The organism is Bradyrhizobium liaoningense (assembly GCF_018130785.1).
Taxonomy (GTDB): Bacteria; Pseudomonadota; Alphaproteobacteria; order Rhizobiales; family Xanthobacteraceae; genus Bradyrhizobium; species Bradyrhizobium liaoningense_A.
Map to the genome: position 1 here is coordinate 21,605 of NZ_JAFCJT010000035.1, position 16,892 is coordinate 38,496.

Below are 16,892 nucleotides of genomic sequence, written 5' to 3' on the forward strand. Positions count from 1 at the left end.
GAATGTCGGACACCGCCGACGCAGCCTCTGGCCCCGTGCTCGAACTCGACGGCGCACGCGCCACCATCCGCCTCAACCGGCCCAAGCATCTCAACCGGCTCCAGGCCGAGGATCTCGGCGAGCTGGTCAGACTGTTCGACCGGATCGAGGCCGATCCTGATATCCGCGTGCTGGTGCTCACCGGCACGGGGCGGGCCTTCTCAGCCGGCTATGACCTCAACTCGGTCGCCGAGCGCGCGGTCAGCGCCAACGAGCAGCAGAGCGCGGGCTCGGCGTTCGAGGTCGTCGTCAACCGGCTGGAGGATCTCGGCGTGCCGACGATCTGCCGGCTCAATGGCGGCGTCTATGGCGGCTCGACCGACCTCGCGCTCGCCTGCGATTTCCGCATCGGCGTCGACACCGCCGAGATGTTCATGCCGGCGGCGCGGCTCGGGCTGCACTACTACAGAAGCGGCATCAAGCGTTACGTGACGCGGCTCGGCGTCGACAATGCGAAGAGGCTATTCCTCACCGCGCAGAAGATCAGCGCACCGGAGATGCTGCGGATCGGTTATCTCACAGCCATGGTGCCGGTGGAATTCCTGGACGAGGAGGTCGACAGGCTCGCCGGCGTCCTCGCCGGCAACGCGCCGCAGGCGATGTGCGGCATGAAGCGCGCCATCAACGAATTCGCCCGCGGCGAGCTCGACGAAGCGGCCGCCGACCAGCGCCACCGTGACAGCATGCGCGGCGACGAGATCAAGGAAGGCATCAAGGCGTTCGCGGAGAAGCGTCCGCCAAAATTCTGATCACGCCCGCTTCGACCGCATCGCGCGCACCTGCGTGAGCATGGAATCGCGGACGAGCGCCTGGTAGCGCTTGCTGTCGACGGCGTAGATCGCGATCCGGCCCTCACTGTCGGCATGAACGCCCCAGCCGAAGCGCTTGCCCAGGCTCGACGCCCTCATGCACGCCTGCCCCCGGGAGAAGAACGCCTCTCGGGCCGCATGCTTCTCCGTTTTCGTCGCCTTCAGATCGAGCGCGCGTCCCGCGGCAGACGTCGCGAAGATCACGTCATCGGACGTGTATTTGTAGGGTGCCTTGGCGATCATCCCGTATTGCAGGCACGCCACCGTCGGCTTTCCCGCGCGCAGCGGCGGTTCCTCGCCAGTACGGGCGGGACAGTCTTCAGCAACCCGGATGAAGGTGTTGAAGCAGTTGGTCGTGTGCATTGGCTTCGTCATCTGCACCTCGATCATTCAACCACCAGCAGCCTTGGCATGCTGCGCCGCCATCTCGTCATCCGCCGCATTGATGCGCTGAAACGCTGGCCGCGAGGTCATGCGTTCGGCATAGCGGACGAAGACATCCTTCTTCGGCACGATGCCGAACATCATCGTCCAGCTGAACGCGACGCCCCACAGCACATCCGCCGCCGTCATGCGCTCGCCGAGCAGATACGGCCCCTTCGACAATTGCGTCTCGAGTGCGCCCAGCATGGTGTCGTAATCGGCGTAGGGCGACTGCGTGATCGGCGCCGGCTCGCGCTGCATGAACTTGTCGATCAGGGCCGGCTCGAACGACGAGCCGTAATAGGCGATCCAGCGCAGGTACGGACCGCGCAGCGGATCGTTCAGCGCGGGCGTCAGCCCGGCTTGCGGGAACAGATCGGCGAGATAGATGGTGATCGCGACCTGCTCGGTCACCAGCGCCTCGCCGTGGCGAATCGCCGGCACCTTGCCGAGCGGATTGATGGCGAGATAGGACGGCCGGCGCTGCTCGCCGGCCTTCATGTTGAGCGCATGGAGATCGCAGGGCGCGCCAAGCTCCTCCAGCAGCACCCGCGTGCCGGTGGCGCGGCTCTGCGGCGAATAATACAGCGTGATGCGGTTCGGATCGGTCATGGTGGTCTCCATCTGGCCGGCTGGCGATGGCGCCTTGTAGCGGATCATACCTGACATCTTGTGTCAGGTATGATTTAAGGGACCATGCGCGCGAGCCGGATGCTGTCGATCCTCACCACCCTCCAGGCCAGGGGGCAGGTCACTGCGCCCGAACTCGCCGAGGCCTGCGAGGTCTCGGTGCGCACGATCTATCGCGACATCGACGCGCTCGCGGCATCCGGCGTTCCTGTTTACGCCGACCGCGGCGCGGAGGGCGGCTATCGCCTGCTCGACGGTTATCGCGTGCGTTTGAACGGCCTGTCGCAGAACGAGGCGGAGGCCCTGTTCCTTGCGGGACTGCCGGGACCGGCCGCGGCGCTCGGATTGGACGCGGCGATGATCGCCGCGCAGAACAAGCTGATGGCGGCACTCCCTGCCAACCTTCGCGAAGACGCCGGGCGGATGCAGGAGCGGTTTCACCTGGACGCGCCCGGCTGGTTCGGCGAGACGGAAGAACCAAAACATCTGCGCATCATTGCCGGCGCGGCCTTGCGCGGAACGCTGATCAAGATCCGCTACCAGAGCTGGCGCGCGGAGAAGCAGCGCCGCGTCGCCCCGCTCGGACTCGTGCTGAAGGGCGGCAGCTGGTATCTCGCAGGCCAGGTCGACGGCAGCGTGCGCACCTATCGTGTCGCGCGCGTGCTCGACTGCACCGCGCTCGACGACCGCTTCGATCGTCCCGCCGCGTTCGATCTCGCCGCCTATTGGCAGGCTGCGACGCTTCGTCTCGAAGCGGAGATGCACCCCAATGTCGCGATCGTGCGGCTGTCGCCGTTCGGCGTCAAACTGCTCGACGCGCTGAGCCAGCCTTACGTCAAGGCACGCACGCAACTTGAAGAGACCATCGATGCAGATGGCTGGCGCATCGCAAGGGTGCCAACCGGCAAGACGTCATGGCATGCCGCCGCCGAGTTGTTGCGGCTGGGGCCCGAAGCCGAAGTGCTGGAGCCCGCCGATCTCCGCGAGAAGATGGCGGAGATGACGCGAGCGATGGCCGCGCGCTATCGCGTAGCGGCGCGGAAAGCCTGAAGACGGCGCACATCGCCGGAGCCCACGAAACATTCCTGAAACACGATTCCTGCCGCGCGCCATGAACGCGTTCGCATCTCAGCTCGACGGAGAAGCAGGGACACAACAACGGCCTTAGCGCCACACTGGAGAATGAAAATGTTTCGTAAGCTTGCTCTTGGTCTGATCGCCGCTGGTTCGCTCGGCGCTGCCGCTCTCGCGCCCACCGCGGCTTCGGCCCACGGCTTCCATCATCACTGGGGTCCTGGCTGGGGCTTTGGCGGCGTCTACGTCAACACCGGCGTCAGCAATTGCTACCAGGAGCGCGTCGTTCGGACCCGCCACGGCTTGCGCGTTCGCGTCGTGAATGTCTGCGCCTACGGGATCTACTGATATCCGCATCCACGACAAAGCTCCGGTCGCGCCGCGACCGGAGCTTTGCGTTGGGTTAACCAATCTGCCGATGTCGGCGAAACCAGGCCCAGGTCTCGCGCGTCGTCCTGATGTAGCCACGACCGCGATAAACGATCTCGCCATCGACGATCCCGTTCAGCTTCGGCAACGCGTGAAAGGGGATCGAGGGATAGGCGTGGTGCTCGACATGGTAGGGCATGTTCCACGCGAACCATTTGACGATCGCACCGGTGTAAGTCGTGCGGGTATTCTCGAAAGCGCTGCGGGTGCGATCGCACCCGGTGTGCTCGGCATAGAGATAGGGCCGCAGGAAGAACTGCCCGATCACAAGCGGGACGATCCAGACCCAGAGCAGCAGCGCTGAGGCGAACCACAGCGAGAGTGCGAGCAGCAGCACATAAAGCGCGACATAGGCGCGCGCCTCGGTCACGATGGTGGCGCGCTTGGCCTCGGGGATCCAGGGCACGACGACCTTGCCGGTGACGGCATGGCCGAGCATCAGCCAGAGACGGCCGGCGACTTGAAGCAAGCCGCTATAGGCGATCGCAAGCTGCGTGTCGGATATCGGCTTCACGCCGACGATCAGCTCGGGGTCCTTGTCGGGATCCTGGGTGTAGCGGTGATGATCCCAGTGGAACAGGCAATAATATTCGTACGGCAATCCGATGATGAAGGCCGAGAGATATCCGACCGCGAGGTTGAGGCCACGGCTCTTGAAAGCCGTCTTGTGCGCCGTTTCGTGCACCGCCATGAACAGGAAAGCCACGAGATAACCCTGCACCGCCATCAGCGGCAGCGCCCAGAGCACGCCATGGCGCGAGGCAACCATCCAGATCAGCGCGCCGACCAGCAAGATCATGCCGTAATGGCCAAAACTCTGCGCCGCGCCCCTGAGGTTCGAGCGCACCGACAATTCGCGCAGCATGGCCGGGCTCAACGGCTTCAGGCGATGGCCGGGCTCTGAAACGATCGCGTCAGTCATGATCGGATGCCTGTTCTACTTGCTGAGAAGCGCCGCGACTTCGGCCTTGAGGAAGGCCTGGTCGCGCGGGTTGTTGACGGGATTGCCGGCGCGATGGCCGTGCAGCGACGGGATCGGATGCAGCACCGCCGATTTCGCGTTGACGAGCAGGCCGAGCTCGTCCTCGTTGTCGCGAACGTCGAAATAGCGATCGGTCGCGCCCGGCATCAGCAGCACATGCGCCTTGATCGCCGCGAGCGCGCGATTGAGGTCACCGCCGAAGGCATCGCATCGGCTGATGTCGCCGCGCTGCCAGATGCCGGCCTGTGCCAGCAAATCATTGGCGTCGCGCCGGGCAAAGGTCGTGTCCCAGTTCCGGACGAGATAATCCTCGAGCGAGGTGAAGCCCGCCTCCCGCCAGAGCTCGTCGCGATAGAAACCGTGCGACATCGCCCAGCCGGCATAGACGCGTCCCATGGCGCGATAGCCGGCAACGGGCTTCTCGACGAAGCGACCGTCGCGGAAGGCGGGATCGCCGGTCAGCGCGGCCTTCACGCTTTCGAGGAAGACATGATTGTAGGGTGCGCAGCGCGCACTGCCGCATACGACTGCGGCACGCGTGACCATGTCAGGATGCAGCGCCGCCCAGTGATAGGTCTGCATGCCGCCCATCGACCAGCCATAGACCAGCGCCAACTTTGTAATGCCGAAGCGTTCGGTAAGGAGCCGATGCTGGATCGCGATGGCGTCATGATAAGTGATCTCGGGAAATGGCGCGTCGCCGGAGTTTGACGGCGAGGACGACAGGCCGTTGCCGAACAGGTTCGGGATGATGATGAAGTAACGCGTAGGGTCGAGCACGCCATCTGGCCCGATCAGCCACTCGGTATCGAAATGCTGCGCGCTGAACGAGGTTGGGTAGAGGATAACGTTGTCCCTGGCGGGACTGAGGGTGCCGTAGGTCTTGTAGGCGAGCTTCATCGCGGGGAAGACGGCGCCGGCCTGAAGCGTGACGTCGCCGGCCTCGAATATCTCGTAGTCGCGCTGCCCGGTCATGCGTCGTACTCCAGCTCATGCGGCCGCGGAATGCGGCCGCCGAGACAACGATGCATCGTTCGTGCCGGACCAGCAAACGCATCATTCCGCCACATCTAATAGTGTACGTATAGTACAATTATTAGATCGCGGCAACGGGGATTTTGATCGTGACGCGTCAGGCGATGGCAGCAATATATCGCTGCACCGACGCGGAGAACGCGGCCTTGGCCCCGGTAGCGATATCGCGATCCCACCAGGCGCCGTAGATGCGGTCGAAAGCGAGCGGCTCGACCGCAGCCGCGATCCGCCGCACGGCTGCAGCATTGAGCGGCATGTAGTTGGGGTAGGAGTACATGAAGCTGACGAAACGGCGGTCCATCGTCACCTGCGCGATGTCGCCGGTGAGCAGCGCGCCCTTGCCATCCGCACCCTGCCGCCAGTGCAGCATGGTGGCACCGGCGAAATGGCCGCCGGTGCGCAGCAGTACCAGGTCATCCCCGAGAGCATGGCTATCGCCGGTCCAGTGCACGATCGACGCGTGCGGTCGCGTCACCCATTGGCGGTCGTCCGCATGCAGATAGACCGGAATGCCTCCGAACGCCTCGGTCCAGTCGGCGAGCGCGCCGTAGTAATGCGGATGCGAGATCGCGATCGCCTTCAGCCCGCCAAGCGAGCGCACATGCGCGATCGCATCCGGCGTTGCCAGCGGTACGCAATCCCACATCAAGCAGCCATCGCTGAACGGCACCAGCAGCGCGCGTTGGCCGATCGCAAAGCTCGGCTCGAGCCCTATGCCTGTCAGACCGAGATCATCTCGCCAGACAAGGCGGTGGCGTTCCGCGAGCGTTTCCCGCGTGAGGAAGGTTTGCCCCCTCCAGTTCACAAACTGTCGTTCGTCCTCGCAGATCGGACACGACGCGGGCGGCCTTTCGGCATGCGGAAATTGAGCGCCGCAGGTTTCGCAGGTCCAGAGGGGCATGGCAGTGATCCAGAAGGAAGAGCAGAACACCCATGGGGTGAGCGCCCTCCCGTCGCAAATGCGGAGGAACCAACACGATCAGCACATGTTACTTTGCAGTCCGCCCCGGCGCCAGTTCGCCGGTCATGTCAGCCCGTCGTGTCAGCCCTGCTTGCACGAGACCACTTTCAGTCGGCAGTCGTTCAGCGTCTCGATGACATCGCGCTCCCCTTCCCGAATCTGGCCCCTGTACGCAGTCAACTTCTTCATGGCCGACATGCAGTCGGGCATCGGGCCGTTCGTCGGCGTGTTTCTCCAGGAGCGCGGCTGGGCGACCGGATTGATCGGCACCGCGCTGACGATCGGCAATGTCGCCGGCATGCTCGCCACGACGCCGATCGGCGGTTTCATCGATTCCAGCCGCAACAAGCGCCTGTGGGTCGTCATTCCCGGCATCTGCGTGGTGCTCGCGTCCGCAATCATCCTGATCTCGCAGAATTTCTGGGCGGTCACGTTGTCGCAAGTCGCGCAATCGCTGGCGAGCGCCGCGATCGTGCCGGCGGTCACAGGCATTACCCTCGGCATCGCCAGGCAGAAGGGCTTCAATGCGCTGAACGGCCGCAACCAGGCCTTCAACCATGCCGGCAACATGGTCGGCGCAGCGCTGTCGGGCTATCTCGGCTACAAGTTCGGCTATGTCGCCGTGTTCGTGCTGGCGGCCGCGTTCGGCGCCATCGCGATCGCCTGCGTGCTGATGATCCCCGCAAAGGCGATCGACGATCGCGCCGCGCGCGGCTCCAAGGAGGATGATCCCGACAGCGCGCCGGATGCGTTCACCATGCTGCTCAAGCACCGGGCGCTGCTCGTGCTGGCGCTGGCGCTCGCGCTGTTTCATCTCGGCAACGCCGCAATCGTGCCGCTCTATGGACTTGCGGCGGTGGCCGAAGGCCAGGCCAACGGCCCGACCTTCGTCGCGACCACCGTCGTGATCGCGCAAGGCGTGATGATCGTGACCTCGCTGATCGCGATGAAGGCGGCAAGCAAGCGCAACTACTGGCCGGTGATCCTGGTCTCCTTCATGTTCCTGCCCATCCGCGGCGTGCTCGCCTTCTTCGTCACGGGATGGTGGGGCGTCGTGCCGATGCAGGTGCTCGACGGCATCGGCACCGGGCTCCAGACCGTTGCCGTCCCCGGCATGGTCGCGCGCTCGCTCAACGGCACAGGCCGCATCAATCTCGGCCAGGGCGCCGTGATCACGGTGCAAGGCGTCGGCGCGAGCCTGAGCCCGGCGCTTGGCGGCTGGATCGCGCAATGGATCGGCTACGGCCCGACCTTCCTGCTGCTCGGCGGCTTCGGCCTCGCCTCGATGGCGCTGTGGCTCGCCTTCGGCGCCGCGGTGAAGAAGTACTGAAGCGAGCCGCCGCGCGAACGTCACGGCGCGAATGGGTTTTGCGATCCGGGCGCACCGGGCTGCGGCACCTGGTCGCGGTCTCAGCGCGTCATTGCGAGTGACTTATCGCGCAACTCTGCGCTTCTGCCGTTGCGGCGCACCAACCCGCGGATACAACCTGCAGCAAATGGCCAACGAACGTTTCCCTCACGATCGATGATCCAGCCTCAACTCTCATTCGATGGCGACCCGAATGGCCAGGCCTATGAAAGATGGCGCGAGCAGTTTTGCCGTCAGGTCGCGGACGTCGATTTCGTGCCGATCGGAGAAGGGCACGTTCACCGGACCATTTCGCCGGCCATTCTTCCGCGCCTCAGACTCTCGGCCTCGTTCGGCACGCCGATGTCCTTCGTGTCCCTGGGGACGAACGACGAATTGGTGATCACGATGTCGCCGAATTCGGCGCTGAGCGGGGCCATGGGACGACGTCCGCTGGAGGTCGCCGCAGGCGACGTCACGATCGGCGATCCCTCGATCAAGGGCGCCCACATCACGCAGACGACGCACGGCAACTTCCAGACCGCGCTGCTGCCGCGCAAGGCGCTGCTGCGAGCGTGCCCGAATGCCGAGGACCTGATTGCGCAATCGATCCCCGGCACCAATCCGATCACGTCGATGTTCCTGCGATATTATGACCTCGCGCATACCTATGCCGACAAGCTCGCACCCGCGGAGCTCGATGCGGTCTCGCAGCATCTGTTCGACCTCTCCGTGCTGATGATCGGAGCGCGCGGCGATGTTGCCGAGGAAGCTCGCATGCGCGGCCTTGCGGCGGCGCGTCTCGAAACCCTCAAATCCGACATCATGGCGCAACTGGATAGCCCCGGGCTGTCGCTCGCTGTCCTTTCGGCCGCACACCGGGTCAGCCCGCGCACGATTCAGTTGATGTTCGAGCAGGCCGGAATTACCTATAGCGGCTTTGTGCTGGAGCAGCGGTTGCTGCGCGCCGAGCGGCTGCTTCGAAATCCGAACCTGCGTACGCGCAAGATCATCGAGATCGCGCATCGCGCCGGATTTCACGACGTCTCCTACTTCCATCGCGCGTTCCGCCGCCGCTTCGGACGGACGCCCGATGATGTCAGAAAGCTTTCCGGCGAGATGGACTAGGCAAACTCAACCACGATCTTGCCGAAGTGACCGCCCTCCTGCATCAGCCGTAACGCGTCCGGCACGGCATCGAAGCCAAACGCACGGTCGATGACCGGCCGCATGCCGTTGCGGCCTATCGCGGCCGTGAGGTCCTCGAACATCCGACGGCTACCCACCGACAAGCCGATGACGTGCAGGTTCTTGGAGAACAGGCTCGGAATCGCGATCTGCTGCGAGAAGCCGGTGAGCACGCCGATCACCAGAATGTTGCCACCGATCCTGATAGCCTCGAGCGACTGTGCAAAGGTATCCTTGCCGCCGACCTCAACGACGTGATCGACGCCGCCGCCGGTCCAACCGGCCGCGGCCTTGCCCCATTCCGGCACCGAACGATAATTGAAGGTGTGGTCGGCTCCAAGCGCCTTGGCACGTTCAAGCTTTTCGTCGCTCGACGACGTCACGATCACGCTCGCGCCGGCGAGCTTTGCGAATTGCAGCGCAAAGATCGAGACACCGCCGGTGCCCTGCACCAGCACGGTGTCACCGGGTTTCACCCTGGCCTCTTCGAACAGCGCACGCCACGCCGTGAGGCCGGCGCAGGGCAGCGTCGCCGCTTCCAGGAATGAAAGGTGCGATGGAATACGGCTGACGCCCTCGGCATCGAGCAGCATCACCTCCTGCAACACGCCCGGCCGCGTGCCGCCGAGCGCATAGCGGCGGCTGGTCGCCGACACCTTCCCGTCGATCCAGGACTGGAAGAACATCGGACAGACGCGATCGCCGACCGCGACGCGGACAACGCCGTCGCCGACCGCGATGACTTCGCCGGCACCGTCCGAGAACGGGATCAGCGGCAATCGGGAGACGCCGCCCTTGCCCTGCACCGTGAGCAGATCACGGTAGTTGAGCGATGCCGCCTTCATCCGCACCGCGACGTGGCCGGGGCCAGGCGTCGGTTCCGGCAGATCGACCAGCTCCAACCCCTCGATCGACCAGTCGCGCACGACTTGCCAGGCTTTCATGGCGACCGCTCCGTGCTTACGTCCCAAAATTCTTCTGGATCGCCTTGTCGAGCGTCTCGCCGCCGACGAAGCGTTGGCGCAATTCGCGCTTGAGCAGCTTGCCGCTCGGGTTCTTCGGCAGGCTGTCGACGAAGATCACGCGCTTCGGCACCTTGAAATGCGCCATCTGGCCGGCGCAATGTTTCACCACGGCGTCCTCGTCGAGCGTCTCGCCGCTCTTGACCACGACGATCGCGGTCACCGCCTCGATCCAGCGCGGATCGGGCAGGCCGACGACTGCGACCTCGGAGACCGCAGGAATGCGGTAGACCATCTCCTCGACTTCGCGGCTGGCAACGTTCTCGCCGCCGGTCTTGATCATGTCCTTGACGCGATCGACCACGGTGATGTGGCCCTCGTCATCGACGGTGGCGAGATCGCCGGAGTGAAACCAGCCGCCGGTGAACGCCGCTGCCGTCTTGACGGGATCGTTGTAGTAGCCGGAAAGAAGATGCGGCGAGCGGTGCACGATCTCGCCGACTTCGCCGACTTTCACATCTTCCATCGCCGTGTTGACGACGCGCGTTTCGACATTGAGCACGGGCTTGCCGGCCGAGCCGGCCTTGCGCAGCTGATCCTCGGGCCGCAGCACGGTCGCGAGCGGCGCGATCTCGGTCTGGCCGTAGAAATTCCAGAACTTGACGTTGGGCAGGCGGCGCTGCAGCTCAAGCAGCACCTCCACCGGCATGATCGAGGCGCCGTAATAGCCCTTCTGAAGCGTGGACAAATCGGTCTTGTCGAAATTCAGCGAGCGCAGCATCGCGATCCAGATCGTCGGCGGCGCGAAGAAGGACGTGATCTTGTGTGCCTGGATCAGCGCCAGGATGTTGTCAGCGGTCGGCTTGCCCGTGATCACGCCGGAGGCGCCAAGATAGATCTGCGGCCCGAGGAAGACGTCGAGCTGGGCGCAGTGATAGAGCGGCAGCGCGTGCAGGAACTTGTCGCCCACGCTCATGCCGCCGTCGATGATGCAGCTGACATACTGCCACATCACCGCTTCATGGGTCAGCATCGCGCCCTTGGGCAGCGATTCCGTGCCGCTGGTATAGACGATCTGGGCGAGATCACGACTGTCGACGGACGCCTCCAGGAACGAGCTGTCGGCATGGAGGAGATCGTCGAAGGTAGTCAGGCCCGCGGGCGCCGTGGCCGGATCTTCGCCCGGCAGCCAGATCATCTTCTCGACCGCGCAATCCTTTGCGCTGGCGGCACGCGCGGGTTCGACGAAATCGGGGCCGGCTGCGAGCAGCTTTGCGCCGGAACTCTTCAGGATGAAATTGATCTCGTCCGGATTGAGCATGAAGTTGATCGGCACCAGCACCGCACCGATCCGCGCCAGCGCGAAGCGCAATGCCGCAAACGCGTGCGAATTGCGCGAGAGCACGGCGACGCGATCGCCCTTGTTGACGCCGAGCCCGAGCAGACCGCGGCCGAGCCGGTTGCAGATCGCGTCCATCTCGGCAAACGTCCAGCTGACATGGCCGCAGCTCACCGCAAGCTTGTGCGGTTCGCGGCTGCCTGCGCGGCGCAAGAGATCGCCGATGGAGTGCTCGCGCGCTTTCGAGATGGTGGCCGCGATATCGCCGGTCATGTGTTCCTCCGTGTGATGTCTTTATTTGTTGGATTTCTTGGCTGAAATCTTGCGTCTTCATCAGGCGCCTATCTGCGCCGGGCCGCCTGGGCGTGCTCCATGTACATGTGCTCGACCGACCGATCGAGCGAGGCGATTTTCTCGAAACCGCGCCGCCAGTCCTGCAAGTGCCGGCGCGTCCAGAGCACGCCCGCCTCGCGGTCGCGACGGCGGATCGCGTCGATCAGATGACCGTGCGCGGCGACGAGGCGTGGGCCGCCTTCGGCAACGCCGGTCACGATCATCTCGGTGGTCGGATAGAACAGCTGCGCCGCCGGCTCGCGTGCGAGCTGGAGCACGCGGTTCTGCGAGGCCTTGGCGACCAGCACGTGGAATTCGGCATCGCATTCGGCAAGCGCGGCGGGATCGCCGACCACGGCCTCGCTCCGCACGAGATTGTTGGTGAGCTCGGCGAGGTTCTCTTCGGTCGCGCGCTCCACCGCGCCTTCGATGCTCGCCACCTCCAGCGTCATCGAGGCCTCGTAGAGCTCCCGGAACGTCACCTCATGCAGCACCAGTGCGCGGCTGAGGCGGCTTGCGAGCTTGGTGTAGCGCGGCAGGCAGGCGTGCAGACGGCGCGAGGAATCGCGGCTGATCAAGCCGCCCTCCTCCAGCACGCGGATGCCTTCGCGAATGGTCGAGCGGTTGACACCGAACTGGCGCACCAGATCATGCTCGGTGCCGATGGGATCGCCGGGCTTGATGCGCCCATTGACGATCTCGCGCTCGATGGCGTCGGCGACTTTCTGATAGGCCGGCGCGACATCGATCGGACGGAAGAGCGGCGAAATCGGCACGATAGCTCCCCAATGGCGATTGTCCGACAAACTATAGGATCACCCCGAAGACGCGTCAAACTGCGTCATTCATGTCGCAGATGCAGCAAATTGACTCCTGAGAAACCTCACTCTAACTTTGTCGGACAAAGGGACAGAATAGTCCCGCACAAGAGGAAACGTGTCCATGAGACCTATCGCAGCACTCGTGTCTGCGGCCGGCTTGCTGTCGGCTGCCCTGATCGTCCCCGCCTCCGCCCAGCAGACCCCGCTCAAGATCGGGGTGCTCTCCGACTTCTCCTCGGTCTATTCCGACATCGGCGGCCAGGGGAATGTCGAAGCCACCAAGATGGCGATCGAGGATTTTGGCGGCCAGATGTTCGGCAAGCCAATCGAGATGGTCGCAGCCGACGTGCTGAACAAGCCCGACGTCGCCTCCACCATCGCGCGAAAGTGGTGGGAGACCGAAGGCGTCGACATGATCATCGACCTGCCGACCTCGGCCACCGCGCTCGCGGTGATGGAGCTGTCGAAGCAGTACGAGAAGGTGATGATCGTGACCGATGCGGCAAGCTCCGACATCACCGGAAAATCCTGCTCGCCCTACACGGCGCACTGGACCTATGACACCTATTCCAACGCCCACACCGTCGGCAGCGCCATCGTCAAGAACGGCGGCGACAGCTGGTTCTTCCTCACCGCCGACTACGTGTTCGGTCATTCGATCGAGCGCGACACCGGCGACGTGGTAAAGGCAGCCGGCGGCAAGGTGCTCGGCAGCGTCAAGCATCCGCTCAATACGGCGGACTTCTCGTCATTCCTGCTTCAGGCCCAGGCCTCCAAGGCCAAGATCATCGGACTCGCCAATGGCGGCGGCGACACCATCAACGCGATCAAGCAGGCCGGCGAGTTCGGCATCGTCGCCGGCGGCCAGAACCTGGCTGCGATCGTGATGTTCATCTCCGACGTGCACAGCCTGGGGCTCAAGCTCGCGCAGGGCCTGATCATCACCGAGGCCTATTACTGGGACCTCAACGACAAGACCCGCGCCTTCGGCAAGCGTTTCCAGGAGCGCATCAAGCGCATGCCGACCATGAACCAGGCCGCGACCTACAGCGCCACGCTGCACTACCTCAAGGCCGTGCAGGCCGCCGGCACCAAGGACACCAAGACCGTGATGGCCAAGATGCGCGAGCTGCCGGTGAAGGATGCCTTCACCGACAACGGCATCCTGCGCGAGGACGGCCGCATGGTGCACAGCATGTTCCTGTTCCAGGTGAAGAAGCCCGAGGAATCCAAGGGCCCGTGGGACTATTACAAGCTGCTCGCCGAAGTGCCGGCCGACCAGGCCTTCCGGCCGCTGAAGGACGGCGGCTGCCCGCTGGTGAAGTAACGCCGACAACGACGGGCCTGCATCGCCGCGCGCGGTGCAGGTTCTTTAGCGCCGTCGCAGGTCGGACGGGCTGTGGCCGAACTTCCTGCGGAACACCGTGCTGAAATAGGACGAACTGCTGAAGCCCAGCTGATAGGCGACCTCGGTGATCGACAGCGACCGTAGCTCTGGGCGCGTCAGCACGTCGTAGCAGCGCTGCAGCCGGCGATCCAAAATCCATTCGGACACCGAGACATCGGTGAGCCGGAAGAGATAATGCAGATGCCTGAGCGAGACGCCATTGCTCTTCGCGATCTTCTCCAGCGACAGATCCGCATCGGTGAGGTGCGCCTCGATCCAGGCCTTGACCGAGCGCAGGCGGGCCTGCTGCGCGCTCGCATCCTCCGAGAATTCGTCCCGCTCGCCCATGTCGAGCGCGAGCGCCAGCACGTCCATCAGCTCACCGCCCAATCGCGTGCGCGCGGTCTCGTCGAGCGGCGCGCCTTCCGCGGCGAGCGTCGCGCAGAACTCGGCGGCGATCCGGCCAAGTCCGCGGCTCGTCGCCATCGTCGTCACCACCGGCAGCCGCCCCTCGCTGAAGCGCGCCGAGAATTCCGCGCGCGGAATCTCGAGATAGAGCGATCGTACCTTGCCGACGCATTCGAGATCATAGGCCTCGGAGGCCGAGAAGATCGCGCTCACGCCGGGATTCGACAGCAGGGTCTGACCGGCCTGAAGCACGTTGACCCGGCCCTGCTGGACGAATTCGACGTAGTAGCAATCCTTGTCGAGCTTTGCGATATGCCGTTCGCGGCGCGAGATGCGCTGCTCCGACAGCAGGACGTCGGTCATCGTCACCGCGCCGAACCGTGCCTCGCGAATGAAGCCGTGATAGTCGGATCGCTCCTCGGCGTTCACGTCGACATGGACGTAGACGTCGCAGATCGCGCCTTGCCACGCGGCGTAGCGTTTGGACGGCTCCAGATCGTCTGTCGAAAACACCAGGTTCATCGTCCGCCCATCCGTTGCGCCGCCATGATGAACGTCGTTTGTGCATCGCACAAGCTGGCCACGCATCGAGATTCTAGAGGGCCGCCGCCTACACGCAAGACCGTTTGCGCGGAGAAGCAAAAGCTTTGCGCTCCGGAGCAAGCCGCGTTCCGGCATGTGGCCTATGAAGAACAAAAAAACGGTCAATGAGATAGGCGGGAAACGTTCGCTTGCATCAGCTCGGATCAGCCGCAGCACGATCTGCCGTGCCGCCCGAATGGCGGTGCCCGTGAGCAGCGCATTGCCATCGCCCATCACGACGCGGTTCACGCAGCCGGTCAAGACCATCGCCGATATCGAGGCGCTGGAGCAGCGGCCTTACGACTCGCTCATCCCCGCCCGCAATCTCGTTCATCTCTTCGAAGCCACGGCGCATCTGCATCCCGATCGTCCCGCGCTGACGGTTCTGACCAAGGGCTCGCGCGAGCCTGATGACGCGACGCTGACGCATCGGCAATTGCTGGCGGAGATCACGCGCGCGGCCAATCTGTTCAGATCGCACGGGATCGGCGAGAGCGGCGGAACAGCTGCGTTTCTCTGCCCGATCCTGCCGTCGCTGTTCCCCGCATTGCTTGGTGCCCAGGTCGCGGGAGTGGCCAGTTCGATCAACTATCTCCTGAACGAAGACGCGATCGCCGACCTGCTCCAGGCGCAGAATGCAACTGTTCTGGTCGTGGCCTCCGAAGCGGCCGATCCCGCGATCTGGATCAAGGCAAACAACGTCGCGCAACGCGTGCCGTCGCTGAAGACCGTTTTTGTGATAGGCGCGAACGGTCCGCTGCCTGGAAGTTTTCTAAACTTCAATGAGGCGGTCGGGAGCACGCGCGGCACGCTGGATTTCCCACCTTCGACCGATCGCAATGCGATCTGCGCCCTCTTCCACACCGGCGGGACCACCGGGCGGCCAAAGCTGGTTCGGCTGACACACGGCAACCAGATCCATGCGGCCTGGAGCTTTGCGCAGGTCCACGGACTGGATGAGCTGGACGCCGCCGTGAACGGTTTTCCGCTGTTTCACGTCGGCGGCACCATGACGCTCGGCCTGTCGATTCTCGCTGCCGGCGGTCATGTGATCATTCCCTCACCGTACAGCCTCAGAAGTCCCGAAGCTATTCGCGACTATTGGTACACGGTGGAACGGTTTCGCGCGACCATCGTGAGCGGAGTGCCGACTTCGATTGCCGCTCTTGCCGAGGTGCCGATCGTGTCCTCCGATGTCAGCACCGTTCGCATGGCGCTCACCGGCGGGGCCGTGGCTCCCAAGGCTGTCAGCGACAGGTTTCAGGCGCGGACCGGGATTACTTTGTTCGAGACCTACGGGATGACAGAAACCGCGGCCGCGATCGCTTTCAATCCCGGCCGTGGCATTCCCGTGCAAGGCAGCGTCGGCTTCAGGGCACCGTTCGCAAAGACCAAAATCGTCGCTCTGGCTGATGCCGAACTGAAGACAGAGTGTCCGCCTCTCACGAGCGGTCTTGTCCTCGTGAGGGGACCGCAGGTGTTTCCCGGATACGTCGATCCCCAACACGACAAGGGCGTGCTCACCGACGACCACTGGATCGTCACCGGCGACGTCGGCTATCTCACCCCGGATCAACGCCTCGTGCTGACGGGGCGCGAGAAGGACCTCATCGTACGAAGCGGCCACAACATCGACCCTGCCGCAATCGAGGACGTCGCAAACGCCTTCCCCGGTGTCCAGATGAGCTCGGCCGTCGGCATGCCCGACGCCTACGCGGGAGAGGTCCCAGTTCTCTTCGTGGTGCCCTCCCCCGGACAGACAATCGATCTGGCGCAATTGCGCGAGCATCTCGAACACAACGTCAATGAGCCTCCTGCGAGGCCAAAGCGCGTCGTCCTGCTCGACGCTCTTCCGGTTACCGCCGTCGGCAAGATCTTCAAGCCCACGCTTCGCGATCTCGCCGTCCGGGAAAAGGTCAGGACCGAGATCGATCGCATCTTCGGCCCCGACACCGCGGCAGATATCCTCGTCGAGAAAGACGAGAAGCTCAACACAGTCGTCAGCGTCTCGGTCCATTCCGGTGATCTGGATCGAACAAAGATGCTCGTCGAAAGCCTTGCAACGCTTCCACAAACCTATCGCATTGAGAACCGATCGTCCTGACGGTCGCGCAACAGCCGGGTCGAAGAAAGGCAAGACGG

17 protein-coding genes are annotated in these 16,892 nt (G+C 64.0%); 7 read left to right on the forward strand and 10 right to left on the reverse strand.

What is annotated here, in order from left to right; genetic code table 11:
- Nucleotides 1–2 precede the first annotated feature (2 nt).
- Complete coding sequence (locus JQ627_RS36280; RefSeq protein ID WP_212489132.1) at nucleotides 3–788, forward strand: enoyl-CoA hydratase/isomerase family protein; 786 nt, start codon at nucleotides 3–5, stop codon at nucleotides 786–788.
- Here JQ627_RS36280 and JQ627_RS36285 read toward each other — a convergent pair whose 3' ends face one another.
- Nucleotides 789–1,238, reverse strand: a complete 450-nt coding sequence (locus JQ627_RS36285; RefSeq protein WP_249143681.1) for a DUF6157 family protein — start codon at nucleotides 1,236–1,238, stop codon at nucleotides 789–791. It lies immediately after the preceding gene.
- A complete protein-coding gene (locus JQ627_RS36290) occupies nucleotides 1,239–1,883 on the reverse strand; it encodes a glutathione S-transferase family protein (RefSeq protein ID WP_212489173.1) in 645 nt (214 codons plus the stop codon).
- An 84-nt stretch (nucleotides 1,884–1,967) separates the two neighbouring features.
- Between JQ627_RS36290 and JQ627_RS36295 the strand changes: the two genes are divergently transcribed.
- Nucleotides 1,968–2,951, forward strand: a complete 984-nt coding sequence (locus JQ627_RS36295) for a YafY family protein (protein ID WP_212489133.1) — start codon at nucleotides 1,968–1,970, stop codon at nucleotides 2,949–2,951.
- A gap of 138 nt (nucleotides 2,952–3,089) precedes the next feature.
- On the forward strand, nucleotides 3,090–3,323 hold the full coding sequence (locus JQ627_RS36300) for a hypothetical protein (RefSeq protein WP_014498305.1): 234 nt from the start codon (nucleotides 3,090–3,092) through the stop codon (nucleotides 3,321–3,323).
- Between the two features lie 55 nt (nucleotides 3,324–3,378).
- Here the strand turns inward: JQ627_RS36300 and JQ627_RS36305 are convergent, their stop codons facing one another.
- From JQ627_RS36305 to JQ627_RS36315, 3 genes are all read right to left on the reverse strand, one after another.
- Nucleotides 3,379–4,326: a fatty acid desaturase gene (locus tag JQ627_RS36305; protein WP_212489134.1), complete on the reverse strand. Its 948-nt coding sequence runs from the start codon at nucleotides 4,324–4,326 to the stop codon at nucleotides 3,379–3,381.
- Nucleotides 4,327–4,341: 15 nt separating this feature from the next.
- On the reverse strand, nucleotides 4,342–5,361 hold the full coding sequence (locus JQ627_RS36310; RefSeq protein WP_212489135.1) for an alpha/beta fold hydrolase: 1,020 nt from the start codon (nucleotides 5,359–5,361) through the stop codon (nucleotides 4,342–4,344).
- 157 nt (nucleotides 5,362–5,518) lie between these two features.
- Nucleotides 5,519–6,322: an MBL fold metallo-hydrolase gene (locus JQ627_RS36315; protein ID WP_212489136.1), complete on the reverse strand. Its 804-nt coding sequence runs from the start codon at nucleotides 6,320–6,322 to the stop codon at nucleotides 5,519–5,521.
- Nucleotides 6,323–6,515: 193 nt separating this feature from the next.
- On the opposite strand from JQ627_RS36315, the gene JQ627_RS36320 reads away from it, so the two are divergent.
- Nucleotides 6,516–7,712, forward strand: a complete 1,197-nt coding sequence (locus JQ627_RS36320; RefSeq protein WP_212489137.1) for an MFS transporter — start codon at nucleotides 6,516–6,518, stop codon at nucleotides 7,710–7,712.
- 317 nt (nucleotides 7,713–8,029) lie between these two features.
- On the opposite strand, the gene JQ627_RS39435 is transcribed toward JQ627_RS36320, so the two are convergent.
- Nucleotides 8,030–8,170 (reverse strand): hypothetical protein, encoded by a 141-nt coding sequence (locus JQ627_RS39435; protein ID WP_249143682.1) that lies wholly within the window; start codon nucleotides 8,168–8,170, stop codon nucleotides 8,030–8,032.
- Between JQ627_RS39435 and JQ627_RS36325 the strand changes: the two genes are divergently transcribed.
- Nucleotides 8,169–8,858 carry an AraC family transcriptional regulator gene (locus JQ627_RS36325; RefSeq protein ID WP_249143683.1) on the forward strand — a complete coding sequence of 230 codons (690 nt, stop codon included), beginning with the start codon at nucleotides 8,169–8,171 and terminating at the stop codon, nucleotides 8,856–8,858. The genes JQ627_RS39435 and JQ627_RS36325 overlap by 2 nt on opposite strands.
- Here JQ627_RS36325 and JQ627_RS36330 read toward each other — a convergent pair.
- The 3 genes from JQ627_RS36330 to JQ627_RS36340 form a co-directional block, all read right to left on the reverse strand.
- Nucleotides 8,855–9,862, reverse strand: a complete 1,008-nt coding sequence (locus JQ627_RS36330; RefSeq protein ID WP_212489139.1) for an NAD(P)-dependent alcohol dehydrogenase — start codon at nucleotides 9,860–9,862, stop codon at nucleotides 8,855–8,857. The genes JQ627_RS36325 and JQ627_RS36330 overlap by 4 nt on opposite strands.
- A 16-nt stretch (nucleotides 9,863–9,878) precedes the next feature.
- Nucleotides 9,879–11,492: an acyl-CoA synthetase gene (locus tag JQ627_RS36335; RefSeq protein ID WP_212489140.1), complete on the reverse strand. Its 1,614-nt coding sequence runs from the start codon at nucleotides 11,490–11,492 to the stop codon at nucleotides 9,879–9,881.
- 68 nt (nucleotides 11,493–11,560) lie between these two features.
- The gene (locus tag JQ627_RS36340) at nucleotides 11,561–12,328 is read right to left on the reverse strand and encodes an FCD domain-containing protein (RefSeq protein WP_212489141.1); all 768 of its coding nucleotides are present in this window, start codon (nucleotides 12,326–12,328) and stop codon (nucleotides 11,561–11,563) included.
- A gap of 166 nt (nucleotides 12,329–12,494) precedes the next feature.
- On the opposite strand from JQ627_RS36340, the gene JQ627_RS36345 reads away from it, so the two are divergent.
- Nucleotides 12,495–13,700, forward strand: a complete 1,206-nt coding sequence (locus JQ627_RS36345; RefSeq protein WP_085403529.1) for an ABC transporter substrate-binding protein — start codon at nucleotides 12,495–12,497, stop codon at nucleotides 13,698–13,700.
- A 45-nt stretch (nucleotides 13,701–13,745) separates the two neighbouring features.
- Here JQ627_RS36345 and JQ627_RS36350 read toward each other — a convergent pair whose 3' ends face one another.
- Entirely contained in the window at nucleotides 13,746–15,011 is a 1,266-nt protein-coding gene (locus JQ627_RS36350; RefSeq protein ID WP_249143685.1) for a helix-turn-helix domain-containing protein, read from the reverse strand.
- Here JQ627_RS36350 and JQ627_RS36355 point away from each other — a divergent pair.
- Entirely contained in the window at nucleotides 14,959–16,854 is a 1,896-nt protein-coding gene (locus tag JQ627_RS36355) for an AMP-binding protein (protein ID WP_312015852.1), read from the forward strand. The two genes, JQ627_RS36350 and JQ627_RS36355, sit on opposite strands and share 53 nt — an antisense overlap.
- Nucleotides 16,855–16,892 lie beyond the last annotated feature (38 nt).

What these genes read in the sequence shown, in the direction of transcription:
- JQ627_RS36280 (WP_212489132.1), top strand. Translation starts at nt 3, where the DNA reads ATGTCGGACACCGCCGACGCAGCCTCTGGCCCCGTGCTCGAACTCGAC.
- JQ627_RS36285 (WP_249143681.1), bottom strand. Translation starts at nt 1,238, where the DNA reads ATGATCGAGGTGCAGATGACGAAGCCAATGCACACGACCAACTGCTTC.
- JQ627_RS36290 (WP_212489173.1), bottom strand. Translation starts at nt 1,883, where the DNA reads ATGACCGATCCGAACCGCATCACGCTGTATTATTCGCCGCAGAGCCGC.
- JQ627_RS36295 (WP_212489133.1), top strand. Translation starts at nt 1,968, where the DNA reads ATGCGCGCGAGCCGGATGCTGTCGATCCTCACCACCCTCCAGGCCAGG.
- JQ627_RS36300 (WP_014498305.1), top strand. Translation starts at nt 3,090, where the DNA reads ATGTTTCGTAAGCTTGCTCTTGGTCTGATCGCCGCTGGTTCGCTCGGC.
- JQ627_RS36305 (WP_212489134.1), bottom strand. Translation starts at nt 4,326, where the DNA reads ATGACTGACGCGATCGTTTCAGAGCCCGGCCATCGCCTGAAGCCGTTG.
- JQ627_RS36310 (WP_212489135.1), bottom strand. Translation starts at nt 5,361, where the DNA reads ATGACCGGGCAGCGCGACTACGAGATATTCGAGGCCGGCGACGTCACG.
- JQ627_RS36315 (WP_212489136.1), bottom strand. Translation starts at nt 6,322, where the DNA reads ATGCCCCTCTGGACCTGCGAAACCTGCGGCGCTCAATTTCCGCATGCC.
- JQ627_RS36320 (WP_212489137.1), top strand. Translation starts at nt 6,516, where the DNA reads ATGACATCGCGCTCCCCTTCCCGAATCTGGCCCCTGTACGCAGTCAAC.
- JQ627_RS36325 (WP_249143683.1), top strand. Translation starts at nt 8,169, where the DNA reads ATGGGACGACGTCCGCTGGAGGTCGCCGCAGGCGACGTCACGATCGGC.
- JQ627_RS39435 (WP_249143682.1), bottom strand. Translation starts at nt 8,170, where the DNA reads ATGGCCCCGCTCAGCGCCGAATTCGGCGACATCGTGATCACCAATTCG.
- JQ627_RS36330 (WP_212489139.1), bottom strand. Translation starts at nt 9,862, where the DNA reads ATGAAAGCCTGGCAAGTCGTGCGCGACTGGTCGATCGAGGGGTTGGAG.
- JQ627_RS36335 (WP_212489140.1), bottom strand. Translation starts at nt 11,492, where the DNA reads ATGACCGGCGATATCGCGGCCACCATCTCGAAAGCGCGCGAGCACTCC.
- JQ627_RS36345 (WP_085403529.1), top strand. Translation starts at nt 12,495, where the DNA reads ATGAGACCTATCGCAGCACTCGTGTCTGCGGCCGGCTTGCTGTCGGCT.